This window comes from Enterococcus sp. BWR-S5, assembly GCF_016745255.1.
In the GTDB taxonomy this organism is placed as follows: Bacteria; Bacillota; Bacilli; order Lactobacillales; family Enterococcaceae; genus Enterococcus_L.
The window spans coordinates 47171-72838 of sequence record NZ_JADOEQ010000009.1; the positions used below are offsets into that span (position 1 = coordinate 47171).

General features: G+C 41.8%; 28 protein-coding genes. 13 read left to right on the forward strand and 15 right to left on the reverse strand.

What is annotated here, in order from left to right; translation table 11 throughout:
* Positions 1-107 precede the first annotated feature (107 nt).
* Positions 108-980 (reverse strand): arginase family protein, encoded by an 873-nt coding sequence (locus IW510_RS11485; RefSeq protein WP_202059734.1) that lies wholly within the window; start codon positions 978-980, stop codon positions 108-110.
* Positions 981-1067: 87 nt separating this feature from the next.
* Positions 1068-1367, reverse strand: coding sequence for a DUF2316 family protein (locus IW510_RS11490; protein WP_202059736.1), 300 nt, complete (start codon positions 1365-1367; stop codon positions 1068-1070).
* Positions 1368-1509: 142 nt separating this feature from the next.
* On the opposite strand from IW510_RS11490, the gene IW510_RS11495 reads away from it, so the two are divergent.
* Positions 1510-1938 (forward strand): MarR family winged helix-turn-helix transcriptional regulator, encoded by a 429-nt coding sequence (locus tag IW510_RS11495; protein WP_202059738.1) that lies wholly within the window; start codon positions 1510-1512, stop codon positions 1936-1938.
* Positions 1939-1992: 54 nt separating this feature from the next.
* The gene (locus tag IW510_RS11500) at positions 1993-2385 is read left to right on the forward strand and encodes a VOC family protein (RefSeq protein WP_202059740.1); all 393 of its coding nucleotides are present in this window, start codon (positions 1993-1995) and stop codon (positions 2383-2385) included.
* Positions 2386-2608: 223 nt separating this feature from the next.
* On the opposite strand, the gene IW510_RS11505 is transcribed toward IW510_RS11500, so the two are convergent.
* From IW510_RS11505 to pfkB, 6 genes are all read right to left on the reverse strand, one after another.
* Positions 2609-3193 carry an undecaprenyl-diphosphatase gene (locus IW510_RS11505; protein ID WP_202059742.1) on the reverse strand — a complete coding sequence of 195 codons (585 nt, stop codon included), beginning with the start codon at positions 3191-3193 and terminating at the stop codon, positions 2609-2611.
* A gap of 192 nt (positions 3194-3385) precedes the next feature.
* Positions 3386-4006, reverse strand: coding sequence for a helix-turn-helix domain-containing protein (locus tag IW510_RS11510; RefSeq protein ID WP_202059744.1), 621 nt, complete (start codon positions 4004-4006; stop codon positions 3386-3388).
* Positions 4007-4198: 192 nt separating this feature from the next.
* Positions 4199-5185: a tagatose-bisphosphate aldolase gene (lacD, locus tag IW510_RS11515; RefSeq protein WP_202059746.1), complete on the reverse strand. Its 987-nt coding sequence runs from the start codon at positions 5183-5185 to the stop codon at positions 4199-4201.
* 3 nt (positions 5186-5188) lie between these two features.
* Positions 5189-5644, reverse strand: a complete 456-nt coding sequence (locus tag IW510_RS11520) for a PTS sugar transporter subunit IIA (protein ID WP_202059748.1) — start codon at positions 5642-5644, stop codon at positions 5189-5191.
* Positions 5645-5777: 133 nt separating this feature from the next.
* Positions 5778-7181, reverse strand: coding sequence for a PTS fructose transporter subunit IIC (locus IW510_RS11525; protein WP_202059750.1), 1404 nt, complete (start codon positions 7179-7181; stop codon positions 5778-5780).
* Between the two features lie 114 nt (positions 7182-7295).
* Positions 7296-8231 (reverse strand): 1-phosphofructokinase, encoded by a 936-nt coding sequence (pfkB, locus tag IW510_RS11530; protein WP_202059752.1) that lies wholly within the window; start codon positions 8229-8231, stop codon positions 7296-7298.
* A 209-nt stretch (positions 8232-8440) separates the two neighbouring features.
* Here pfkB and IW510_RS11535 point away from each other — a divergent pair, with 209 nt between their 5' ends.
* Complete coding sequence (locus IW510_RS11535; protein ID WP_202059754.1) at positions 8441-9199, forward strand: MurR/RpiR family transcriptional regulator; 759 nt, start codon at positions 8441-8443, stop codon at positions 9197-9199.
* Positions 9200-9252: 53 nt separating this feature from the next.
* On the opposite strand, the gene IW510_RS11540 is transcribed toward IW510_RS11535, so the two are convergent.
* Complete coding sequence (locus IW510_RS11540; RefSeq protein WP_202059756.1) at positions 9253-9654, reverse strand: hypothetical protein; 402 nt, start codon at positions 9652-9654, stop codon at positions 9253-9255.
* Positions 9655-9898: 244 nt separating this feature from the next.
* Between IW510_RS11540 and IW510_RS11545 the strand changes: the two genes are divergently transcribed.
* The 3 genes from IW510_RS11545 (at position 9899) to IW510_RS11555 (ending at position 12278) form a co-directional block, all read left to right on the forward strand.
* On the forward strand, positions 9899-10621 hold the full coding sequence (locus IW510_RS11545; RefSeq protein ID WP_330932652.1) for an ABC transporter ATP-binding protein: 723 nt from the start codon (positions 9899-9901) through the stop codon (positions 10619-10621).
* Positions 10614-11354: an ABC transporter permease gene (locus tag IW510_RS11550; RefSeq protein ID WP_202059758.1), complete on the forward strand. Its 741-nt coding sequence runs from the start codon at positions 10614-10616 to the stop codon at positions 11352-11354. The genes IW510_RS11545 and IW510_RS11550 overlap by 8 nt, the downstream gene beginning before the upstream one ends.
* Before the next feature lie 87 nt (positions 11355-11441).
* Positions 11442-12278, forward strand: a complete 837-nt coding sequence (locus IW510_RS11555; RefSeq protein WP_202059760.1) for a MerR family transcriptional regulator — start codon at positions 11442-11444, stop codon at positions 12276-12278.
* A gap of 475 nt (positions 12279-12753) precedes the next feature.
* Here IW510_RS11555 and IW510_RS11560 read toward each other — a convergent pair whose 3' ends face one another.
* From IW510_RS11560 to IW510_RS11570, 3 genes are all read right to left on the reverse strand, one after another.
* A complete protein-coding gene (locus tag IW510_RS11560; RefSeq protein ID WP_202059762.1) occupies positions 12754-13389 on the reverse strand; it encodes a hypothetical protein in 636 nt (211 codons plus the stop codon).
* An 85-nt stretch (positions 13390-13474) separates the two neighbouring features.
* Positions 13475-14350, reverse strand: a complete 876-nt coding sequence (locus IW510_RS11565; RefSeq protein ID WP_202059764.1) for a hypothetical protein — start codon at positions 14348-14350, stop codon at positions 13475-13477.
* On the reverse strand, positions 14334-14882 hold the full coding sequence (locus IW510_RS11570; protein WP_202059766.1) for a sigma-70 family RNA polymerase sigma factor: 549 nt from the start codon (positions 14880-14882) through the stop codon (positions 14334-14336). The genes IW510_RS11565 and IW510_RS11570 overlap by 17 nt, the downstream gene beginning before the upstream one ends.
* A gap of 158 nt (positions 14883-15040) precedes the next feature.
* Here IW510_RS11570 and IW510_RS11575 point away from each other — a divergent pair, with 158 nt between their 5' ends.
* The 3 genes from IW510_RS11575 to IW510_RS11585 all read left to right on the forward strand — a co-directional run bounded on the left by IW510_RS11575 (position 15041) and on the right by IW510_RS11585 (position 17205).
* The gene (locus tag IW510_RS11575) at positions 15041-15625 is read left to right on the forward strand and encodes a DUF4291 domain-containing protein (RefSeq protein WP_202059768.1); all 585 of its coding nucleotides are present in this window, start codon (positions 15041-15043) and stop codon (positions 15623-15625) included.
* 81 nt (positions 15626-15706) lie between these two features.
* Entirely contained in the window at positions 15707-16582 is an 876-nt protein-coding gene (locus IW510_RS11580; protein ID WP_202059770.1) for a helix-turn-helix transcriptional regulator, read from the forward strand.
* A gap of 149 nt (positions 16583-16731) precedes the next feature.
* Entirely contained in the window at positions 16732-17205 is a 474-nt protein-coding gene (locus IW510_RS11585; protein ID WP_202059772.1) for a GyrI-like domain-containing protein, read from the forward strand.
* A 48-nt stretch (positions 17206-17253) separates the two neighbouring features.
* Here the strand turns inward: IW510_RS11585 and IW510_RS11590 are convergent, their stop codons facing one another.
* On the reverse strand, positions 17254-17970 hold the full coding sequence (locus IW510_RS11590; RefSeq protein WP_202059774.1) for a DNA alkylation repair protein: 717 nt from the start codon (positions 17968-17970) through the stop codon (positions 17254-17256).
* 439 nt (positions 17971-18409) lie between these two features.
* Between IW510_RS11590 and IW510_RS11595 the strand changes: the two genes are divergently transcribed.
* Positions 18410-18883, forward strand: a complete 474-nt coding sequence (locus tag IW510_RS11595) for a GNAT family N-acetyltransferase (RefSeq protein WP_202059776.1) — start codon at positions 18410-18412, stop codon at positions 18881-18883.
* Positions 18884-18957: 74 nt separating this feature from the next.
* Here IW510_RS11595 and IW510_RS11600 read toward each other — a convergent pair whose 3' ends face one another.
* Entirely contained in the window at positions 18958-19314 is a 357-nt protein-coding gene (locus IW510_RS11600; protein ID WP_202059778.1) for a PTS glucitol/sorbitol transporter subunit IIA, read from the reverse strand.
* Between the two features lie 411 nt (positions 19315-19725).
* Here IW510_RS11600 and IW510_RS11605 point away from each other — a divergent pair, with 411 nt between their 5' ends.
* The gene (locus tag IW510_RS11605) at positions 19726-21108 is read left to right on the forward strand and encodes an MATE family efflux transporter (protein ID WP_202059780.1); all 1383 of its coding nucleotides are present in this window, start codon (positions 19726-19728) and stop codon (positions 21106-21108) included.
* Positions 21109-21225: 117 nt separating this feature from the next.
* On the opposite strand, the gene IW510_RS11610 is transcribed toward IW510_RS11605, so the two are convergent.
* On the reverse strand, positions 21226-23571 hold the full coding sequence (locus tag IW510_RS11610) for an ABC transporter ATP-binding protein/permease (RefSeq protein ID WP_202059782.1): 2346 nt from the start codon (positions 23569-23571) through the stop codon (positions 21226-21228).
* A gap of 319 nt (positions 23572-23890) precedes the next feature.
* On the opposite strand from IW510_RS11610, the gene IW510_RS11615 reads away from it, so the two are divergent.
* Positions 23891-24571: a response regulator transcription factor gene (locus tag IW510_RS11615; protein ID WP_202059784.1), complete on the forward strand. Its 681-nt coding sequence runs from the start codon at positions 23891-23893 to the stop codon at positions 24569-24571.
* Positions 24558-25592, forward strand: coding sequence for a sensor histidine kinase (locus IW510_RS11620; RefSeq protein ID WP_202059786.1), 1035 nt, complete (start codon positions 24558-24560; stop codon positions 25590-25592). Before IW510_RS11615 ends, IW510_RS11620 begins: the two co-directional genes overlap by 14 nt.
* Positions 25593-25668 lie beyond the last annotated feature (76 nt).

The window sequence follows — 25668 nt, forward strand, 5'->3', positions numbered from 1 at the left end:
GCCCCATGCACGTTGATTGCTTTCGGTGTTTTCGTTCCTCTGTTACAGAGCTGATTTTTATTCACACTTTTTTTGTTTATACATGGCTAAGTCAAGTCACAACAAAGCTACTCTGAATCATCAAAGATAGAAATCTTTGCTAAAGCCTGTCTCAAGTTCATCGCATCCCAAGGCAAATGCTCAGCGATACTTAGACCAACGATTTCAGCCTGTTCAGACGCATCGGTCAAAATACGAACAATTTGATTCAACGTAAGCTCACCAACCGCTGCACCAAACTCTTCCAAATAAGGCTCTGAAAAATAGGTCGAACGAAAATCAATCGGTGAAAGGACGTCCAAATCAAAATGAACAGCAAGATACTGAATATCATTCTCCTTGATCCATGCCAGAATCGGTTCACTGCTGTCCTTCACATCCTGAGGTGTCACATAGCGCAGATTCAAACGGTTAACGGCCTGATCGCGCGAACGCAGCTCCTCATATTTCAGTCCGGCAAACATGACTTGATTGGGTTGGAATGGGTGCTTTACTTTTTCAGCAAAAGCCGGCGCTCCTTCGCCTAATAAGTTTCCTAATACCATTTCATGTCCATGCGAGGTCTCCTCTGTTGTTGCCACATCAGGATGGGCATCCAACCACAGAATTCCCAGCTTACCGCCATATCTCCCATTCAAATAGTCAAAAGGCGCCTGTGACACAGCACAATCGCCACCTAAGACGATAACCTTATCGGGGGCTTTGTTCTCCAAAACAGCCATCGCTTCATCCAATTGCTTCATCAACGCCCGTTCATTTTTCACTCCCTGCTCAATTGGACGGTCTTTTTCGAAGTCCTGATTGACAGAAATACGAACGGTTTCTGATACGGTACTTTGTGGAACAATATGGGCTAACAGCTCCGAGCCAAAGACATAGTTTGGATTGTCTCCTCCTTGCCATTGCGGCAACAACAAACGTAGTGTTTTCTTCTTTTTCATTTTCGCTCTCCTCCTTGACTTCTTCTATCCATAACTATTTTATTCAACAAGCTACATGTACAGTATATCGGTCAAGTCCAGATGATTTCAATCTATTTTTTTCTGATCAATTTTCTCTGCATCCAAAAACCAGTACATGTGATGATCGCCCTTTAATGCTGAAAACGGAACAGGTTCTTTTCCCAAATCGCTGATTTTTTCGATGAGATAGTTCCGTACAATCCAAGGCTCCTCGAGTGAACCGGAGGCAAGCTGCATAATTCTCTCAAGCTTCTCTGTAGTTGTCCCCAAATCTAAGGCAATCTGTTCGCGTGTCAGCTCAGTCATCGCAGTATTTTTCTCAAACTCTTTGATCGTCTGTTCTCTTTGTTCTCTTGATAAAGACATGAAGTCAATCTCCTTTCAAATAGACAGTTGTAATTACAACTATTTGTTATAACACATATTAATCCAACTATTTTTAGTTGTCAATTGAAATGTTGTAGATTAAACTATTTAATAAAGAATGAATATGAGTTGAGGTGATTACATGAATTTCAGCACCACAGAAAGCCTGTCAGAACAAATTTACGCAATCCACAACAAACAACAGGAATATATCCAAATGAGACTGAAAAAAATAGACCTAAATGTGCAGCAGGCACGTACCTTGAACTATATTTTTGCCAATCCCGGAACCATTCAAAAAAGCCTGGCTGCCTACTTAGGGAAACAGGATGCTACTATAACAAACCTATTGAAGAGCTTAGAAAAAAAGCAGCTCATTCTTCGGAAGATTCCTGATGACAACGAGCGGCAAAAACAGCTTTATTTGACTGAAAAAGGAAGTGTTGTAGTCGAAAAGATTCAAGCCCTATTCAGCGAATTGGAGCAGACACTTTCCGACCTTCTTTCTGAAACAGAACTCGCTGATGCCATGCAGCTTATGAAAAAGCTCAATCAGCCGCTTATAAAATAATCGTTTTGTTCAGACCAGTACTTCTTCACATTACATTGAAAGGAGAGAAGCTTCATGTCATTTGTCCATCACATCTGTATTCAAACCAACGATTATGGAAAATCGTTAGCCTTCTATCAACAGATTGGCTTCACGCTTGTTGAAGAAACACCAAACTTTCACGGCAGAAGCTATAATTCCTGGCTGCAACTGGAAAATTTCTTTATCGAGCTGCAAACCGGAAAAGATGTTTTAGCCACACATGAGAATAAAAATTATACCGGTATTGCTCACTTCTGTTTGTGGGTACCCGACCTAGAGCAGTTTATTCAAGATACTCATTTATCTGAGGATAGTTTCCTCAAAAAAAATGGAGAGATTATCTACCATGTTGCCGGCGGCGCCCTTTGCAAAGCAACTGCTCCTGAAGGCACCATTGTCGAATTCCGAAGTAAAAGGACTATTTGATTATCTATGTCGAAATGCTGAACTTCATGCCTTCAGAAACCTCAAGAAGGCTTGTGTCTATTTCGCCATTAATTGAGCTTCTAGCTAAAGAAGAATCCTTGTGTTAGGTCACAGACTCTTCTTTAGATAGATGATAGCGCCTTTCGCTCGGCTCTTTTGGTATTGTGTTATCGCTACGGATAGTGATTTGTATCCGGCGCGTTCCGTAACCACTTAACACACGCTATTTTCTCCTCAATATTTTCCCTTCTACACTACCTGCATATGCGACTACTTTCCTTAGAGAAACAGAATCCTTCAATAAGTAATAACAGACACTGCCTGTAACAACCGCTATACTAGCCCCCGCCAAAACATCTGAGGGATAGTGAACGCCAACAAAGATTCTTGATACACCTGCTAATACCGCTGCTAAGAGATAGAGATAGCAACTAGCGGTTTTCGTATGCAGAAACAGAACAATCATAAAACTGAAAATCAGCACGGTATGATCGCTCGGAAAGCTGTTCCCAGCTTCTTTTTCAATAAGCTGATGGACATTAGGTAATGCAGCGAATGGCTGGACATGAGAATAGAACTGCCCCACCAGCTTAGCCAAAAGCTCCGAAAGGATAAAAGCAATGATTGAGACCAGCAGCATGACACGATACGACGAATCTGCTCTTTTTTGAAACCATTTCATCGTCAGAAACAACGCCAAAAACACAGGAAAGTATGTTGCCAGAAAGGCTCCGAACAAATCAAGTATTTCCCAGCTCCCTGCACTGTTGTTGATGATACGAAATCCTTGAATATCGATAGTATTCATTTTTCCATCGCTCCTTTTCCATCACTTGTATTACTGTAACAGGCGCTTTAATATAACAACACCTCCTATTAACTAAAACTATTTCTGTTACAGCTTCAGTATCTGGGAAAAGAATTACTTAAACAAGAAACCAATCGTCACAATAGAAAAAGCTCTTGACACTTTTCGTGTCAAGAGCTTTAATATAGTCTTTTAAGTGGTGTTGGTTTTTAACAGCAAGGCTATTTTTATTATAAACAGCATAAACAAGTACGCAGTGGCGTAAGGAATATGGGCTTGAGAAAATAACAAAATTGCCAGCGCATGAATACTCAGTGATACGATTTTCCCCTGTTTCATAAATGAGTGTTTCTTCAGAAAATAGATTATCAGCTCCAGTAAACCCAGTATGCCCATGATTAGGAAGACACTAAAAGAAATGAGTCCCTTGCTTGTCATGGGATTTTGATATTGGACTAATGAAACCATATGAATAACCGTCCCCACTGTTTGACCATTTTGACCATATAGAGGAAGGAACATGCCTAAAAAGAGTAGAATATCTAAGGAAGCATACATTAGGTTGAGCATCGATAAACGATCTCCCTGTGTCTCTGTCTCAGCAACAATCAGCAGCTCCTCATTGGACAGTAAATCGTCTATTGACACACCATAAAGGCGAGAAATACTTTTTAAAGACTCGATATTCGGGTACCCTCTGCCGCTTTCCCACTTGGAGACCGCTGTTCGCGACACAAATAACTTCTCTGCCAGCTGCTCCTGTGTCCAGCCTTTTTCGTTTCTCAGCTGCTTTAGCTTCTCATTCACTTCCATTGCCGACTTGCCTCCTCAACACTTCCTATGTTCTATACTATCATCTGCAGGATTGTGCCGTAAAGGTTGAATCATCTCAGCCATTTTCCTTAAACATCCCAAACCGGTATGAACATTCCCCCACTAGAAGAACCCAATGACAGAAACTCTCAAAAAAAGATGACCTCCATTATAGAAGACCATCTTATATGCTTATTCCTTTTCCAGCTTGTCAAACCAAGAAGAAGCGGTTTCTGCCAGCACTTCGTTCAGCTCTTCGATATTCTTTCTACCTTCACTCTGCAGCCAAGCAACAGCTGCTGCTTCTCCTGATACCGCATATGGCTCAACACCTTGCGCCCAAGTTGCTCTTCCGCATAGGACACCATTAAAGGTTGAACCCGCCTCTTTAGCAAAACGCAGTGTCTCACGAAACAGCTGTGAGCTGACGCCGGCACTCAGGAAAATGAATGGCAAGTCAGTTGCCTCACTCTGCTCTTTGAAGTATGCTAGCGCTTCGTCTCTTGTATAACAACTCTTTTCCCCATACCCCTCGACAAAATTCATGTTAACTGGCACTTCCACTTTCAGTACATCTACATTGTAGCGTGGCTTAGAAAATTCCTTCATCATGTCAATGACCTTTCGCGGTTTTACTTTTGCGTATGCTTCGCTATTGCTTTCTGCATTTTCCACATCGTAAGAAACCAACTCAAGGAAAAATGGCAGCTCTTCTGCCAGACACTCCGAACCGATGCGCTCCATGTAGGCTTTCTTCTGATCATTGATTTCATCTGATTCATCCACATCATAATAAAGCAAAAATTTACAAGCATCTGCGCCGGCTTCCTTCAACCGCTTCACTGACCAGACATTCAGACTGTCAGGCAGACGTCCCGGAACAGTTGTATCGTAGCCTGTTTTTTCATATGCTAGCAATAGACCGCTTGTCTTTGCACGTGCTGCTGCTGCCGGCAAACCATATTCAGGGTCTAATAAAATAGAAGTTGCATAAGGTGTCAGCTCTTGCGAAACCAACTGTTTGAATGCTTCGATATCCTTTTGTTCCGCAGATTTACCAGCTGCCTGAAACATTTTTTTTAGGGCACCTCGCTGATCAATGGCTAATGCACCAATTACTCCTTGTTCATTAGCGGTATTCTGCATTTTCTTATATTTTTCCTGACTGATTTTTCTCATCTTCTACTCTCCATCCAAATAATTAGTTAATAGGTCCTTCAAAGCTTTTGGTGTTTGTGCTGCTGCAAATTGTTCCTTAAAATCCTGCTTCATCAGCATACGAGCAATTTTTGACAGCAGCTGCAGATGTGTCGTACCTGCCTCTCCGTCCGGTATGAACAACGCAATCGCATAACGGATAGGTTGACCATCCAAGCTGTCCCATTCTACCCCGCTGGTAAAGCTGACAATCATCACACTAGGTTCAGTAATTGCTGTGCTTTTGGCATGGGGAATCGCAAAACCATCCATCATTCCGGTCGTTCCTTCCGACTCCCTCAACTCCAACGCTTCATAAACCGGCTGTGCTGAAGCAGCAATACCTAACACTACCGCCTGGTCAGCTAAAAAACGAAAAACGTCTTTTTTATCAGCATAGCTTTGATTTAAAAAAATATGATTTTCAGTAATCATTTCCATCGTATTCCTCCTACTAGCTGGTGAATAGAGAAGTGTCCTCCTACAATTACGGCAGCGATTATTGACGACTAAATGGCAGGATAGACACTAACAACTCACACTACTCTGTTTCCTTGCATCAAACTGCTTATTTCTAGGCTGCCGCCTTTTCCACTCTGCGTTTTTGAATTAGACCTAAAAGCACACCGCCGACAATTGAACCAATTAAAATGGCGATTACCCATAACAAGCCATGAGTCACTACAGGCAGAACCAGAAAACCTCCATGAGGCGCGGGTACCTGCACCTTGAACATATACGTCAATACAGCGGCGATTGAAGAGCCCAGCATCATTGTCGGTAAAACACGAATCGGGTCCTTTGCAGCAAAAGGAATTGCTCCCTCTGTAATATGTGTACTGCCTAAAATGATATTCACTAACCCTGCATTGCGGTCATTGGTATCAAAATACTTGCCAAAGAGAATAACAGCTACTCCGGTAATCAGCGGGGGAGCAATACATGCCGCAGAAACACCGGCCATAAAACTCGTATTCCCTTCTGCAAGTAATGCTGTTCCTGTAACATAAGCTGCCTTATTGATGGGACCTCCCATATCAAAGGCACACATACAACCGACGATGACACCCAATATTAATGGACTGGAATTCTGGAAGCCTGCCAGAAAATCCATCATGCCTTGATTAATCGAAGACATTGGTTCCGAAACAAGTGTCATAATCATTCCAGTGATAAAAACACCTAGCACAGGATAAAGAAAAATTGCTTTTAGTCCATCAAGAGATTTCGGTAAAGAACTAAATACCTTCATCAGTCCAAGAATGACATACCCTGCCAGAAATCCGGAAACAATACCACCAAGAAAGCCTGTTCCGCCGTTGGAAGCAACTAAACCTCCGACAAAGCCGACCACCAGACCGGGACGTTTCGCAATCCCTTCTGCGATAAAGGCTGACAAAATTGGCACCATCATTCCCATGGCCAATCCGCCAATGTCCTTCAACTGTGCCGCAAACTCATTATACTGACTACTACTCGGATCAGCAGAATAGATACCGAACAAGAAAGAAATCGCGACTAGTACTCCCCCGCTGACAACAAATGGCAGCATATGAGAAACACCATTCATCAGATTTTTATAAATACTATGACCGATTCCGGAAGAACTCTTTGCTTCAACGCTCTCCTTGACTTGCTCCTGTTCAGCAGTTCCTTGCTTAATGGTTTCTTTGCCGGCTAAAGCTTCGTCGATTAAATGATCCGGCTCTTTGATTCCCTTACTGACGGACACCTCAATGACTCTTTTCCCAGCAAACCGCTCTGCCTGTACATCCTTATCTGCTGCAATGATTACAGCATCTGCCGCTGCGATTTCCTCTTTGGTCAAGGCATTTTCTATGCCGACCTGCCCATGAGTCTCAACTTTAATTGTCACGCCTTTTCTTTTTGCCGCCTGTTCTAATGCCTCCTGCGCCATGTAGGTATGGGCAATTCCTGTCGGACACCCTGTTGCCGCAACGATTTGATAACTACTCATTACTTTTTCCTCCTTCTTGCTTTTATATTCCCTTACTCTGCGAGCTTCCTCTACAACAATTTCTATAAGTAAAAACCTGTCAGTCACTCTCACTCACCTTTTCAGCAAATTCTCCTAATCCATAGGAAGCTTTCGAATATGAATCTGTTGGCTCAACGCTTCCACATCAGACAAATCTGTCAGTCCCTTTTGAAAAGCAGTCGAGCTGGCTGCTGCAAGGCTATAAGTCAAATTTTCTTCCGGAGATATACCCTTCAAATAATTTCCGATAAAGCAGCCTAACAGTGTATCTCCGGCACAGGCTGTATTTACCACTTTCCCTGTCGGGGCATTTCCATGAAATACTGCTCCCTCTGTAATATACAGTCCACCTGCGTCGCCAAGTGATACAAGCACATGTCGAGCCCCTTTCTCAATAAGCTTTTTCCCGTAAAAAACACATTCTTCAAAGGTCAGTACCTCTTTACCAAACCATTCTGCCAGCTCATCTTCATTCGGCTTCAGTAGAAATGGCTGATATGGTAAGCAATCCAGTACCTGTCGATAGCTCGTATCGATAATCAAGTGAACCCCGTTTTGGGCAGTTACTCGGCCAATTTTCTCAAAAACTGTTGGCTCTACCCCTTGCGGCAAGCTGCCGGAAATACACAGATAACTCCCGGAAGGAATTTTTTTTATCTGTTCCAATAAATGATTTACTTCTTCTTTCGAAATATTCGGCCCTTTGTTTACAAGCTTATATTCGCTCTTAGGATGATTCACCTGCGTAAAAACATTGATTCGTGTCATCCCCTCTACCTCTACAAAATCCGTTTGAATTCCCTTTTCTATCAAAAACTGATCAATGTATGCGCCTGTAAAACCGGCGCTAAAGCCAAGTGCTGTACTGCTTTGATTCAACTGCTTTAGAATCAGTGATACGTTGACCCCTTTTCCATTCGCTTGAATATCATCATCAATACTTCGATTCACAACATCCGGCTCCAACGCATCCGTTTCAATAAACAAATCAATCGCCAGATTCATCGTGCAGGTATAAATCGCTGCCATCGTCTCCCCCTCTTCCTTGCTCTTTCTTGGCTTTATTATGCTACAGAAAACATGGAAAATGTTTTCTAAAACAGGTAGCCTTGATGAAAACTTTTACAAAATAAAAAAAGAGGGTACAATACGTTTTAGAAGGCTGAAGCATGTCCAATGTTTTAAAACGCTGGGGCAAAGTGATTTTGTCCTATGAAAATTGTAAAAGGAGAAAAACTATGAGTGCCCAATTAAGTGATACAGAAAAGTACCTTTGGCAGTTTATTCAGGAACACATCGAGCATATCCCCTCCTATTCCATCGTCAAGCTAAGTGAAGAAGCCAATGTCTCTACAGCTACAATTGTCAGAACGATGAAGAAAAAGGGCTATGAGGGCTTCACTTCTTTTAAACATTCCTTGAAGGATCAGGCAAACACGATGATTAACTACTCTGTTGTTGAAAAGGTCGATAATGAAATCAAAAAAGCCATTTTAAAAAACGAGCAGGAGGTTATTCGCTCCATTAATATGATTGACAGCGGGGTCATCGAGGATGCTGTTCAAAAATGCTACTCTGCCAAACGCATCGTCATCTTCGCCCGCGGTTTCTCTGAGCTGATTGCTGAGGAAATGATGGTAAAATTCCAGTTAGCAGGAAAGTACTCTCAGATGCATACGGACCCAAATATTATCACCAGCATCAGTAAAAAGCTGGCAGATGATGACTTTGTTATTTTTGTTTCTCTAAACGGTGAGACACCGGAATTAGTTGTTGCTGCACAAAATTGCTACGACCAGGAAATTAGTACCCTCACCATCTCTGCCAATCGAACAAGCCAACTGGTCAGCCTTTCCGAATTAGCATGTATCGGCTTCAAATCGGAAGGCTCTTACTTCCCCGACTATGAAGTTCGTTCTAGGCTGCCGCTCTCTGTCATTGCCAGAATCCTATTAGATGCCTATGCAATACGCAGTCAAAACAAGCCCATGCACTAAAAGAACCGCCTGTATGAATGGTGTATTCAAACAGGCGGTTCTTTTCTCTAGCTTCAGACGCGATTCTTTTCTTTTTTAAAGGAACAAAGGATACTCCATTTGGCTTGGTGATGCGCCATAAACGTTTCCTGATCCAGCTTCTTAATTGCTATGATTTGCTTTCTGACGGCCTCCGCATCCAAGATACTATAGGCTCGTAAATCAATCAAATCCACATAGGTTGTGTTGCCATACAAATAAGCCATTCGTGGAATCAGCGAGCGATTCGGATAACCAATCAAGACGATATCCGCTGAGATAAATCGCTGCTTCATCTCCGTATACGACGCAATCATCAGCTCAACATCCCCGTCTTCTGCCATTAACCCTTTCAATTTCTCATGCAGGACTCTTACTATGTCAAAGCCTGCTCGTTTTTCATCTTCGACTAGCAGTACTCTTGTTTTTTTGTTCATTTCTTTTACCTCCTTGTATATCCAAACCTTTTACCATCAATAGCAGGAACTGGAAACGGCGCTTCGGTTATGCCGACGCCCATCATCCGTACAAACACAGTGTATAGGTTAGAGTCAGGTTTAAGTCAACAGTTTACGACCGAAATATTAATTTTTTCCTTCCTTTTTCTTAAAAAAGTTTATAACTCTCCTTGACCCTCCTGTTAGGGGAGGATATATGCTCTTAATGAGAGGAGGAATGATTGTGGAAAATCATATTATTGTCAAAGAGCTGGTGAAGGAAATTGGAGGGCGAACCATTGTCGATCAGCTGTCATTTTCTGTAAAAAAAGGTCAGGTCTTTGGTTTGTTAGGCTCTAATGGTGCAGGAAAAACGACGACTATTGAGTGCATCCTAGGTATCAAGAAGTTCAATAACGGAGAGGTGCAGCTGCTGGGGGAAACGCCGGGGAAAAACCGCAAAACACTGTTTCAAAAAATTGGTGTCCAGCTGCAGGCCTCCAGTTACCAAAACAACATCAAGGTCTCAGAGCTGTGTGAGGAAATCTCCGTTTTATATGACCAACCGAGAGATTATCGAGAATTACTGGACATGTTCCATCTCTCTCAATACGAAAAGCAGCCCGTCGAAAAGCTGTCAGGAGGAGAAAAGCAAAAGCTGTCGATTATTCTGGCACTAATTCCGGACCCTGAAATCATCTTTCTGGACGAGCTGACTACGGGATTGGATACAGAAGCCAGAAGAGACGTCTGGGCAATCCTCAAACAACTGAAAGCTTCCGGTATCACAATTTTTCTAACTACTCACTACATGGAGGAAGCCGAAGCCTTGTGTGATTATCTCTATTTGATTAATAAAGGAAAGAAGGTCATCGAGGGTACCGTTTCGGAGCTGATTCAACAAAGTGGTACTGCGAATTTAGAGGATGCTTATCTGCATCATATGGAGGGAGTAAGCTATGCATAAATTTTTAACACTGGTCAAAATTGAAGGGAAATTGGGCTTGCGCTCGCTGGATGGCGTACTGTTTGGTATCGGTATGCCCTTGGGGATTTTAATCCTCATTTCTTTTATCGCCGGCAATCAGCAAGTCGCTCACGGCAATTATACTTTTTTAGACAGCAGCTTCAGCTCCTTGCTTGCTGTCGGCATATGTGCCACAGCATTTATGGGCATACCATTGACAATTTGCGATTATCGCGATAAAAAGATATTGAAGCATTACTGTGTCACACCTGCCAGCCCGACCTTAATTCTGACTGTTCAATTTTTCGTCGGTATGCTGACAGCTGTTGCCTCAGCAGTAACAATCATTATTGCTGCCACTGTTTTCCTAGGTTACCAAATGACCGGCAGCTGGCTGGTTCTGATTGGCGCATACTTTTTAGTGATGCTCTCCATGTACAGCATCGGCATGTTGATTGCCAGTCTTTGTCCGACATTGAAAATCGCTAATCTGGTTTGTACCTTTGTTTATTTCCCGATGCTGTTCCTATCCGGAGCAGTCATTCCGTTTGAGCTGTTTCCCAAGTCCTTTCAAACTATCGCAAGTGTTCTGCCGCTCACTCAGGGAATCAAATTATTGAAATCTATCACCTTAAATGAGCCGATTGGGAATCCACTGATGATTGTTGTGCTGATGGTTACAATCGCCTTGATTTGCGGCTCACTGGCAATCAAGCTGTTTCGCTGGGAATAGTCCAACACTGTCATGTCACGTCTGCAAATGAAGCAACGGCGTGACTGACTTTTCCATCAAAAATAAGCGTAAGATAGGAGACCTGTTATGACTATTGACTGTAAGAAAGAAGAAGAAAAGCTCTACCGTATTGGTCTGTTTTCACGAATGAATCATGTAACAATCAAAGCCCTGCGTCACTATGATGATGTCGGTTTGCTGAAGCCGCAGTTTATTGATCCCGAAAACGGCTACCGTTATTACAGCTACAGCCAGCTGCCTGTCCTCCATCAATTACTTGCTTTACGAGAAATCGGCTGCTCTTTGGAGGAAATCAAACAGGTACAAAACGGTACAAATGAAGAAAACTTGTTAAGAAGGAAAAAACAGCAGCTGCTGAAGGAAATTGCCGATCGAACAGCTATGTTATCGCTGCTGGAAGGCTACGTACAGACAAAGGATGAGGAAACGGCCTATCATCCGGTGATTAAGGAATTACCGGAAGTAACTGTCGCCTCTATGCAGCTTCAGTTGCCGAATTACGGCGCTTTATTTACACATATGCCCGCTATGGGAGCGGAGATGGAGCGCTTAGGCTGCGAATGTATTGATCCTGGTTACTGCTTCAATATCTATCATGATGGGGAATATCGGGAAGAAGATATCAATGCCGAAATCTGTGAAGCCGTCGTAGAAAGAAAAGAAGACAGTGAAACAATTACCTTCAAGGAGTTTCCCAAAGTGGAAACAGCCGTCTGCGTGCTTCATCAAGGTCCTTATGAAGGATTTCCTAAAGCCTATGCGGCTGCGGTTCGTTTTATTGAGGTCAACGGCTATGACATCAGCGGTCCTCCACGAGAGCATTATATTGATGGACTCTGGAATAAAGAAACTGAAGCAGAATGGCTGACAGAGATTCAATTCCCGGTTCAAAAAAACGATTAGAAAAGCTGAACGAGCTTGTCCAGCTTCCGAACAATAAGACAAAACAACTACTAATTGGCTAGCTCCTCTTAATGAAGTAACTGCCTCTTTAAGTGAATCAGTTACTTGCAGCATCGCTTTGCATCCCATTCTACTAGCAGTTCCTACACAAGTAGAACTCGCAGTGCTCTTTACCACTGAAGGCAGTTTATCTTATCGTCAAGTGAGCTGACTCGTGAAGCTAGACAAATAGAAAAGCTGAACAGAGCGGGAACTTCTAAGCAATATAGGAACTTGACTCGATGATACTCTTTATCATCGAAGACAAGTTATCTTATTGCCGAAGAAGTTGCTCTGTGAAGCTAGACAACGTCCTCAGGATTCCCTTGATATCGCTGGATTCACAGTCATAAAAATTTTATAGTGAACAAAAATACGTGAAGCCTCCCTCCAAACAAAGGGTAGCTTCGCGTATTTTTCTCTTTATACAAACGCCTTATTTTACAATTTCAACGGGCTGAAAGACTGTTTGCCGCTCTTCCTTATGGTCGTATTCGTCATAGGGGTTGAATAAAATTCTGTTTCCCTGCCAGCTCAGCTGATAGGTGGCCTGCAAGGTTTGGTTCGTCAGATGAAATTCCTCGTGAAATATATTTCCATCAAAGGTATATACACTTGATGTCGCCGGCTTAGCTGTCGGTTCCAAGGATTCACCTGTTCTTGTATTGACTGTCTCCAATTTTCGTTCTGTTTCCGTGAATGTGTGAATCGTGGAAAATTCGACAGAGCTAAGGTCTTCTCCCAATTCCTCCAAGTAAGTATCTACTGCCATCCACTTATACTTCATTAAATCCTTTTTAGTAACCTGTGCGCCATGCTCGATATCGATAAGACGTACAGCGACCGTCTCATCAACAACAGCCTCTTCTGACTGAGCTTCTTCAACACTGCTCACTTGTGTTTCCTTTGGTAAAGCGAATGGCTTGTCTGCTACCTTATTCAGCTTTGCTCCCGCTGTGGTTTCCTGCCCTGCATCAGCTGGCTGGTTCGTGGTGTACAAAAGAATGGCTCCACCTAAAGATACTACGCCGACACTTACTATTACCCATTTCCCTAATGCTCGTTTCATCATTGTCACTCTCCTATCGATTTGTCAGCAGCAATAACTAACCGCTTCATAAGAATAGTGGCGGAAACACCGGAAATGGTTTCAGCTTTTATCTGTTTGGTTCAAAAATCATTTGGCGCTCCTCTTTATGGTCGTTTTCATCAGATGGCCAGAATACAAGTGTTTCGCCATCCCAATACATGTAGTAGCTGGCAGAGATACCACCCATTGCATTGTAGCTGATTTGAATTTCGTTGCCTTGCATCGTGTAGAAGCCAGGTGTTGCAGCGCCTAAATCCTCTGTGGCATTTCTAAGCGTTGTTCCATCAAACACAAAAATATTAACGTTCCAATCGGACGTACCACTCTCCAACACCCATTCATGTCTCGTCAGCTCCGGATTTACTGCTGGCTCCAAGCTTGCGATGTCAGCTTCTGTATAGTGCTTCACAACAATCGGCTGCAGCACAATTTCATCCGCTTTGTTTTCTTCTGATTGCAGGACAAGCGACTCATCCACCTTTGATACACTATATGAATAGCGAAGCTCTCCTGCAGAATCGAATAACTGTAAAGACTCCCCTGTCAATCTATAGTCATAGAATGCGCCTTCCCTATTGGTTTCCTTTACAAAGACTTGATTGTCTGAAAAACCATAATAGGTACCTTCAGCCGTGCGCCAATTATTTGCATGCAGCTCTTTCTCGCTGACTTCAGGTATCCCCTCTATTGACGAAATTGTCGGCTTTGCGCTAGTTGGTTCGGTTCTTTCAGCAGGGCTTAATACAGTATTGTAATGTATCAGTATAAGGATACTGGCAGCTGCTGCTAATCCAACCCCAAGCTCCAGCCACAAGCCCCGTCGCTTTTTCTTGGTCACAGGTGCGGCTTTGAGCCCTGCCGTTAATGCTCGACGAACCTCGTTTTCCGGAACACTGATTTGATCAATAGCCTGCTGCAATACATCTTTATTTTGATTGGTCATAGTAATCATCTCCCAGTATCACGCGAAGCCGTTCTCGTCCCCGCTTCAAATTTGTTTTGACCGTTCCTTCCTTCAACTCTAGTAATCGACTAATTTCTCTGACAGAAAAATCCTGATAATAATAGAGCTGCAAAACCAATCGGTATTTATCCTCCAAGCTCATGACCGCCCTCAACAAATCAATTGATGTACCATCCTGCAGCAAAAGATTCGCTTGATCAATCCACTCCGAATTTTCTTCAACCAACACTTCATAGGTTCGACTTTTGAATAGCTTCCCTGTTTGACGAACCATGATTTTACAAAACCATGTTAAAAAGTATTTAGGCTCCTTCAGCTTCCGAATGGCATTAACAGACTGCGCTGCCGCCTCCTGCAAGATATCGAGCGCATCCTGCTGATTCCCTGTATAAATGTATGCCATTTTATAGATATATTCTTGATTTCTTTCTAACACAAGACCTAATGCTTCTATATCTCCTTTGATTGCTTTTTTTACTAACACTTCTTCTTCGGATTTGAAGTCCCCCATTTTTTCACCTCTTTACCTTAATAGTGCGCAAAACGCATCAATTGGTTTCAATAATTTCAACTTTTTCCATCTGTAACAGATGACTAATCAAACAGGTCTTCTCATTCTACATTGTCTACTATACAATAATACTAACAACTTTTTTACAGGAGAAAATTATGGAGAAAAAAATACTCGCATCCTACGATGCACAAACAATTCGTGTCTATCAGGCATACAATCCCTCCATCGCTGAGGAGGCGGTCAGACTGGGCCATTTCGGTTCTCGTTTTAAAATGGAACGAATGACTTGGATTAAGCCTTCTTTTCTATGGATGATGTATCGCTCCGGTTGGGCAACAAAAGAAGGACAAGAGCGTATTCTTGCGATTGATTTATCGATTGAAGGCTTTCGTGAGATTCTTCATGGAGTTGTTTTATCCACCTACAATCAAGAGCTGTATCAAACAAAAGAAAATTGGCAGGAAAAAGGCAAGCTGGCACAGGTTCGCTGCCAATGGGACCCTGACAAAGATATCTATTTGCAGCCGATGGACAGAAAAGCGATTCAGCTTGGTATACGTGGAGAGATGGTTCCCCGCTATGTCCATGAGTGGACGAAAAATATCACAGATATCACGGAGGATGTTCACGAAACGAAGAGACTTTTAGACCTAGGCGAGATAGAAAAAACCAGTTTACCAACCGAGACGGAATTTCCTCTTACCGTTACTGAAAAGAAAATACTGGGAATCACGAAATAGAGGGTCTAGCTGAGACTACGTTCAATTTTTCACTTCCAAGGGCAGGCTGTTCAGCACTATACAAAAGAGCGAGGTGACAACATGCAGATTAATCGATTGCTAGAAACTGTATTGATTCTTTTATACCGTAAAAAAACCACGGCCAAAGAACTGGCAGAGCGTTTTAGCGTTTCTCCTCGAACGATTTATCGAGATATCGATACACTAAGCCTATCCGGTATCCCTGTCTATTCTATCAAGGGGAAAAATGGCGGCATCTTCTTAGACGATTCCTTCACTTTGGATCAGGCGCTGCTCAATGATACTCAGCAGGAGGATCTTTTTCTGGCTCTCAATCTTTTGAAATCATTAGGCATTCTTGAAACAGATAAGCTACTGCACAAATTTGAGTCTGTTTTTGAGCTGAAAGACTGGCTTGAAATCAGCTTACCAGCTTCTCTATCAAATAATGACGAAACCTTTACGATACTTAGAAAATCCATTTTCTTAACCAAAAAAATTACCTTTATCTTTTACAGCAAGCATGGTCAGACGATGCTGAAAACTGTAGAACCACTGAAAATCATTTTTAGAGGACAGTCATGGTTTCTGCTGGCCTACCTTTCAGAGGAACAACGGTACCAGCTTTTTCCAATAGAGCGTATCAAAACAGTTCAGCTGTTAGAAGAAAGCTTTCATCCTGTTTATCCTGAGACGATTGATCCTCTATTTGATACGTTTAAAGTCACACTGCAATTCAGCAAACGGATTGCCTATAATCTTTATGATCGCTTTTTTCATGAAAAGGCGACTGTCAATTCAGATAACAGCTATGCTATCACCTTTGAGTTCTCTCAAATCGATGATTTATACAGCTTCCTTTTACCGTTTGGAAAAAATGTTCGAATCATCGAGCCGGAATGGGTTAAGGAAACTATTTGTGCTCACGCGAAACACTTTTTGGAAAATAATTTATAATATGACATGTTTCGACACTTTCTCATGATAAGCTATAGAAAACAATGCATTGTTTATCTAGCTAGGTAATTATTTAATGCCCCACTGTATCCCGATTCACCGCTGTACAAGCATCGCTGAATCGTTCTCACTTTGAAAGGAGCTTGAACATGACAATAGAAAAAATCATAAAACCAGAACAGAATATTATTTCCATTACACATACAGGTCTAAACGTAACCGAATTACCAAAAATCATCGGACCAACCTTTATGGAAATCGGAAAGTACATTTCCGAGCAAGGCGCGAACATCCTCAGCAATCCATTTGTTTCATTTAAGCATATTGACAATACTGGAAAACTGGATGAAACAAAAATTGAGATGGAAATTGGCTTTCCTGTGGATAAACTGATTCCGGAAAAGGATTCAATTAGGGCCTATGTCCTGCCTTCATATAAAGCTGTATCCATTTTATATGTTGGTAATTATGATGAAGGCATGGTCTCAGTGTATCATCAGCTGCTTGCAGAAATTCAAGCAATTGGCGGCACCTTCATGAATCTTGGCTATGAATATTACCTAAGTGATGAAGAAATTGAGCTGTCAAAACAGGAAACAATTATTGAACTGCCTTATCACTAAAAAAACTGTTTCTTCCTATGGCTTTTAGGAAGAAACAGTTTTTTATTATTACTTTTGCAGCTCTTGCCCCATTTTTGACTTGGAAGAGATTAAGCGGCTGCGTCCGCTAACTTTTACCAGTAGTAAGAGCTCCTTTAAGGCGTCTTTTCCAATCCATTGCTGCGCCTTTGATTCCTGATTTGTCAGCCATGTTGCTGTCGCAATGCTCTTTTCCTTTGCTTCTTCATTGGTCTTCCCAAGCTCACGCAGCGCCCACGAAACAGCCTTTTTTACAAGCAGTCGGTCGTCGGCACTATTCTCTTTTATCAATTCTAAATGACTGCTGATTTCTTCATCGGTCAACGCCGCGTGCGTTGAAGTGCTCGCAATTAACGTAAACGCAGCACGCTTGTAATACAGACGCTCCTCTTTTACCCAATTTTTTATTCGAGCTTCATAGTCTGCTTGTTCAATCAAGACCGATTTACAAAATAAATCGCAGAGATCCCATGAATGGATGTCCTCCATAAAGTCTGTTAGCTCCTGCCCTGAAAAATCCTCCGGTCGCATCGCCAGCACAGCCAATATTTTACACTCGTGATAGCCCGTACTCCACAATGCTTGGATAAATACTTTTTCCTTGGGCATTTTCTTTGCCAGCTTTCTTAAATCCGCTGTAGCAACTCCTATTGTTTCTGTTTCCGGTATCCCAAGCTTCACCACATTTTTCTTATATTTTTCAGAAGAATGCTCCTCTAAAAAAGCCAGTACTTCCTCTATTTTCATACGCTCATTCCTTCTTTCATCCATTTAGCAATAGCTTTAACCGCTCCTTAAATTATCCGCTTTTCTCTACTGTACTATAAAAGGCAGATGAAACAAACCTACTGCAGGTATTTCTTTTTGCCGATTCCAATTGACAAGAACCAATAAATCAGTCGGAAAAATAGCTTCTCTGTTGTCTTTAGGCCCTTTCATTCCCTATATAGTTCCTCATCAAAATACATATTTCTTCAGCATTACTCCCGCTTTTTGGATTGCTGAATCTTTCTTGCAAAAAAAGAAAGCTATCTGCTCTATGCCACAGCACTCGCAGTCTGTTGGTGTCTGCTTTTATTTAGATGGTTCTAAAAAAAACTTTTCTAACAGTGAGCAGAAGAAGAGGATATACGTGATGTCAAAACTGTTGTAAAATCAAGCTAGTAATAAAAAAGGAGAAATAATCATGTATGTACACACCTCCCGCTGTCTTATTCGTCCGTTTGAAGAAAAGGATTTGGACAGGTTCATCAGCTACCGAAATAATTTGGAATGGATGAAATACCAAGGCTTCAAAGGTTTGACTGCAGAGGACTATCGCAAACTGCTATTGGTAGAGCCTATCCTTCAAAATGGAGCACAATTCGCCATTTTACTACTGGATTCATCACAGGTCATTGGAGATATTTACCTAAAAGAAGAGGACGATGGCCTTTGGATTGGTTACACGATTGCTCCGAACTTTGCTCGTCAAGGGTTTGCCGCAGAAGTTGTCCAAGCTATGGCTGCTCATCTAAAAGAAGCAGGACACACAGCTATCTATGCCGGGGTCGAACCGGAAAATATCGCTTCAATCAAGCTGTTGGAAAAGCTGGGCTTTATTTTCACCCATATAGATGAGTATCATGAAAAAATCTATCGCTTGCATTTGAGCGACTAACGAATACAGGATAGCACCGGAAGAAGCGAAACAAGCTCCGGTGCTATCCTTCATTGATTCTTTTAACAGTTCTCTTAGCTCGTTACCTCAATCTTATCGCCAATTGCTATGTTCGGAAACATCTTCGGCTGAACAATAATGGCACCCGGCAGCACATCCTTCTCTTCATCCTCAAAATAGATAGACACATGCCCCTGCTCATCAAAATTCTTATTCGCTGTTTCACCTATCTTGATGATTTCGTACTCCTGTGTTCCAAAGCGAAGCTTCCCTCCGACCATCCATATATTTTTCTCAAACTTATCTGCCTGATGAATGACACTGATTGCCCGTAATTCTGAGGTCGCCTCAGGTCCAAATAAGATAACCAGATGCTCCTCCGCAAACGAAGATACTAGTTCACCAATCTCTATAACTGTCGTTTTATACATGCTATCGCCCCCTGCTTTCCGTGTTTAGAATAATAAGATGACTCTAACAACCTATTTTTGTTATATTCTAAATTATATCAGACAATCGTCTCATATAGAAATCGCTTTCTCAACGAACAAAGTCAACGCAAAAACGAAGCAGCTCTTAAAAGCTGCAGCTTCTGTTTTACAGCATAGGTCCGTCCCTACAATTATCTGATTTGAATAATTTTCGCGAACATATCACTCGCTGGAACAATCGAATTCACTCGAACCGACTCCATTCGGAGGTTATTCTTATCTGCAACCGAAAATTCCATTAAAAAATTAACATTTTTCGAAAAACAACTAGACATTTCCATCAGATTGAGTATCATAAGCTAAAGTATTAGAAAAACAACTCGGGAAATAATAATTGGAGGATTCTTACATATGAGAGAATTAACGAGTGGTAAACCGTTGAAGCTGATTTTTTTGTTCACAATTCCATTGTTAATTGGAAATATTTTTCAACAGTTTTATAATATGGCAGATATGATTATTGTCGGTCAAACACTAGGGAAAAATGCCTTAGCTGCAGTTGGTGCTACGGGCAGCATCACGTTCTTAATCATCGGGTTTGCCCAAGGCTTGACCTCCGGCTTATCGATTATCACCGCACAGCGTTTTGGCGCCAAGGACTATCAAGGTGTGAAGAGAAGCTTTGCTGTCAGCATTTTCATTAGTGCCGTTGTTACTTTGGTTCTGACTGTCCTCAGTCTGATTTTTGTTCATCCGTTACTCTTGCTGATGCAAACACCAAAAGAAATTTTGGCAGATGCTCAAACCTTTATTTCAATTATTCTGGTTGGGATTTTTGCCGCGATGGCCTTCAATCTGTTATCCAATATGATTCGGGCCCTGGGAGATAGCCGAACACCATTAGTCTTTTTGATAATCGCTAGTGTTATCAACGTAGTACTGGATTTAGTTCTGATTATCAACTTTAACATGGGAGTTGCCGGTGCCGGTGTAGCAACCGTTACTGCCCAAGTCGTTGCCAGCCTCTTGTGTGTCATCTACATTCGACGAAGAATTCCCAATCTGCAGGTGCGGAAAAAGGATTTCACACTAGATAAACGAGAAATTCGTGACCATCTGAATGCAGCATTACCAATGGGCTTCCAGACATCAATCATTGCCATCGGTGCGATTGTCTTACAAGGTGCACTGAACAGCCTAGGAACTGATGCCGTAGCAGCTCAGGCAGCCGCCGGAAAAATCGATCAGTTTGCCATTCAGCCGATGATGTCCTTCGGTATCACGATGGCCACTTTTACTGCTCAAAACTATGGTGCAAAAAAATATGGCAGAATTCTTGAGGGCGTGAAGAGTGCCCTTGGTTTAAGTATCATTTTCAGCTTTTTTGCCGGAGGTATCGTCATTTTCTTCGGTCGTCAGTTGGTCACTCTCTTTGTCAGTGCCAGCGAAACACAGGTCATTCATTTATCACAGCTGTACTTCAACATTAACGGCAGCTTATATTGGGTATTAGCCATTTTGCTCGTTGTCCGCTATACCCTTCAAGGTTTGGGACAAACAGTAATCCCTACGCTCGCAGGTATTATGGAGCTGGTAATGCGTTCCTTCGCAGCAATTCTTTTAACCGCCCTGTTTGGGTACGTCGGAGCTGCTGCCGCTTCTCCACTTGCCTGGATTGGCTCAACTGTCGTGCTGGTCTTCTCCTATTTCAAAGCAATCAAACGTTTGAAACAGCTGGAAGCTGGATTATCACCAGAGCTTGCGGAACAGAAACCAATAAAAGTCAGCCTATAAAATGAACAACTCAAAAGCACCTCACTTCAGCCAGATTAGCTGAGATGAGGTGCTTTTTCAATGAGAATATTTTTTGCTTTTCCCTACTTATTTCCTGTTTAAAAAGCAGGAGCAAGCTTATTCTGTACGCAGTGCTTCAACTGGGTCTTTCTTCGCTGCCCATTTAGCTGGTAATGCACCACCTAATAATGTCAATACGACACTGATTGTAATCAGCAGTAAGGCATGTAACGGGTTCAGCTGTGCAACATTGGTTAAGCCTGTCATTCCTTCCAATACGATATTGGTTGGAATTGTCAGCAGGTATGCAATACCGATACCCAACAAACCTGAGCACAACCCGATAATCAATGTTTCAGCATTAAACACTCGAGTGATATCCTTTTTACGAGCACCAAGTGCACGCAGAACACCAATTTCTTTGGTTCTTTCCAGTACAGAAATATAGGTAATAATCCCTACCATGATTAACGATACTACTAATGAGATAGAGGCAAACGCAATTAACACAATCGTGATTCCATCCATAATTCCGCCAGTCATGTCTGTCATTGTTTGAGCCAAGTCTGTGTAGACAATCTTGTCTTCGTTATCTTTGCCGTCATTGTATTTATCCAAATATTTAACAATTTCATCTTTTGCTTCAAAATTCGTTGGATAGATAAACACCATTTGCGGCATACTATCGCCACCCATATAAGCCAATGTTGATTGCTTCGTTGTTTCATCCAATTTTTCCATTGTCATCACGTTGGTATCAGAATCTTTTTGCGCTTTAACGATTTCAGATTCTTTCTCTAAATCAATGATTTCTTCCACCAGCTTGTCGCTATAGGCAATCCCGCTGCTTAATACAGCCACCTGTGTATCTTCCTTCTGACGGATAATTCCGCTGATTTTCAATGTTTTTGCCGCATTTTTATACATGTCATCATAGTTGCTCTTAGGAACAAAGTTGCCGAAATCTGTTTTTTCATAGTAATTGTCATTATCTACCAGCTTCAACTCAGTTCCAACAATATCATCAAAATCAATACTGTCTTTGTCTGTGATATCAAATCCCATGTTTTTCAGGATACTTTCATCCACACGGTTTTTACTATCCAACACAAGCACAATGTCATCGGTACTTTCAGGATAGCTTCCAGCCATCACGTCATAATTCTTTTTCAAGTACTCATCGATTGAGCCATTCGTCGTCACAGGATAAGAAGACAGCCCTGCACTACTCATGCTTGATAGAGCGCCCATACCGCCACCGCTTGTCGAAGCATCTGAGCTGAAGTTGACCAGCTCTGCTTTACCGTCTGTTTCTCTAAGTAGATTCATACCGACAACACGTGTGTACCCAATACTGCTTGCCAGGTCTTTATCCATCTTATTCAAGTAGTCAATGTAATCTTCCGAGATTTTATTCGTATGCATGATACTTGATTCTTCCGGATTATAAAGCGTTACTTTATCCGTATCTTTGTATTCATCCTTACTGTTACCGGAATTACTTTGCATTTCCTGCAGCGATTCCTCATCCATATTCATCGCCTGCTTGGAAATCGTAATTGGATATTCTGATAAGGCATCGTTTTGGAAAGAATCAATTTGTTTTTGAAAACCATTAGACAAGCTCAAAATCAAGGCAATTCCAATAATCCCGATACTCGCCGCAAAGGCTGTCAAACCTGTTCGCCATTTTTTCGTCGCGATATTTTTTCCAGACAGCTTCAATGCTGTCCAAAAACTCATACTCGTTTTTTTCAATTGATAATTATGATCTTGCTCGTATTCTTCATACGGGTTTGAATCGTCCACCACATGTCCGTCACGGAAATTAATAATTCGATCCGCGTACTCTCCTGCCAGCTCAGGGTTATGTGTAACCATGATTACCAGCTTATCGTCGGCGATTTCTTTAATCAAATCCATAATTTGTGTACTAGTTTCTGTATCTAGCGCACCGGTTGGCTCATCTGCCAAAATAATATCCGGATCATTTGCCAATGCACGGGCGATTGCGACCCGCTGCATCTGTCCACCGGATAACTGGTTTGGCTTTTTATGAGTATGTTCCTTCAAGCCAACCTTTTCCAGTACCTCTAACGCACGCGTTTTCTTTTCAGCGGCAGAGACCCCACTTAAGGTCATCCCCATCTCAACATTATCTAAAATGCTTAAATGAGTAATTAGATTGTAGCTTTGAAAAATGAAGCCGACGCTGTTGTTACGGTAGGCATCCCATTCCCCTTGCTTGAAATTCTTCGTTGACTTTCCGTTGATAACCAAATCGCCACTATCGTATTGATCCAAGCCGCCAATAATATTCAATAAGGTTGTTTTCCCTGAACCACTTTGACCTAGAATCGCAACAAATTCATTTTCACGAAAATTGATGCTAACTCCGTCTAATGCAACCTGTGTAAACTCTCCAGTTGTATAGCTCTTTTTTATGTTTTTTACCTGAAGCATACTGCACTCTCCTCCATCTCATCCTTCGGTTGCTTATAGTCATTCGTACACCTAATAAGCACCGCCCATTCTATACTTTCTCTACACCACTAGTAGGGAAAATTATAAATACATAGGGTATTTCTACACCAATCAGGCTATCACTCGAATATGTACTCAATATGAACAAATGTATTCCACTTGAATAAAAAGCGTTTTCATTTCTTTCTTAAGGAAAACTTAACAATACATGATTGAACAAAAAGGATAGATATTTTTCAGTTTCTGAGGTATGTTAATGAAGGATAGATAGAAATCTGGAAAAGAACGGAGGTAAGCTATGATTACAGTTCTTGTTGCCGAAGACGATCAAAATATCCGTACCCTCATGGCAAGCTTGCTGAAGCAAGAAGGATATCATGTCCTTGAAGTTGATAACGGTGAAGCGGCATTGATTACCTTGGAGGAACAAGCCATTGATCTGTTGATTGTAGATATTATGATGCCAAAGCTGGACGGTTATCAGGTTGTTCGTACTATTCGAAACGATAATCTACAACTGCCGATTATTATGGTCACGGCCAAAGAAACAGCGGAAGATAAGAAAAACGGCTTTTTGACAGGCGTCGATGATTACCTGGTAAAGCCAATTGATTTTGATGAATTCCTACTTAGAATAAAAGCTTTACTGCGCAGAGCACAAATCAATCTGGAAGGCCGACTGATTATTGGCGAAACAACTCTTGACCTTAACAGCCTTTCTGTTTCTCAAGGAAAGAGCTATACAGAACTGCCAAAAAAAGAATTTTTATTACTTTATAAATTATTGTCCTTTCAAAATAAAATCTTTACCCGCGAACAGCTTTTGAATGATATCTGGGGTATCGATTCATTGACCGATGAACGAACCGTGGATGTTCATATTAAGAGGTTGAGAAAGAAGTTTCCTGAATCCGATGATTTTTCTATCATCACGATTCGCGGGTTGGGGTACAAAGGAGTCGCCAATGAGACGAAATAGACGCTCTATGTATGTTCATTTTTCCCTTATCATTGCAGTCATCTTGCTTGTTGCCTCCATCGTTGCCGGTATTTTCCTACTAGTACTGATGCATCTTGGTATCATCAACTCGCTGAAGGGCTATCCGGTGATTCGCCTAATCATCACACTACTTTCCTGTACAGTGGTCGGAACAGTCATTGCGGCTGTTTTCAGCAAACGGATTTTGCGTCCCCTTAATGAAGTCGTCGAGGGAACACGACAAATAGCGAGCGGCAACTTCGACGTGCAAATCCAATCAACTGGAATGAATAATGATTTAGAGGACTTGGTTCAAAACTTCAACTTGATGTCTAAGGAATTGAGTAATGTCGAGCTGGTACATCAAAGCTTCATCAATGATTTTTCCCATGAGATGAAAACACCGTTGGTATCAATCAACGGCTTTGCTAAGCAGCTGCAAAATCCGAATATTTCGGAAGAAGACCGCAACCACTACCTTAAGATCATCGCGGAGGAAACGGAGCGTCTGAGCTCACTGGCTTCAAATGTTCTTTTGCTGTCCAAGGTTGAAAATCAAGAAGGAATCACTTTAAAAAAGGAACCCTACTCAGTAGATGAACAGCTCCGCCACGCACTGATTTTACTTCAAAAAAACTGGGAAACAAAGAACTTAGTTATCGAATTGAATCTCCAGCCGATTACCATTACAGCAGACTCCGATTTATTCATGCAGGTCTGGCTGAACATTCTTGGCAATGCCATTCACTATACTGAATCAGGCGGAACAATCGAAGTCAATTGCTATAAGATTGGCAACGAGGTCAAGGTGAATATCAAAGACAACGGTATTGGTATGTCTGATAAGGTGCGACAACATGTCTTCAATAAGTTTTATCAGGGCGACAGCTCTCACCAAGGTCAAGGTAACGGTCTCGGCCTGCCAATCGCCAAACGCATCGTCAATCTCCATAACGGTAAAATTACAGTAAAATCAAAAATGGGCAGCGGTTCAAGCTTTGTTGTGATTCTGCCTCAATAAAAATAATGGAAGAGATATCTAATTGGATATCTCTTCCATTATTTTTTTAGCAGCTGTGCAAACAACAGCAATTTTT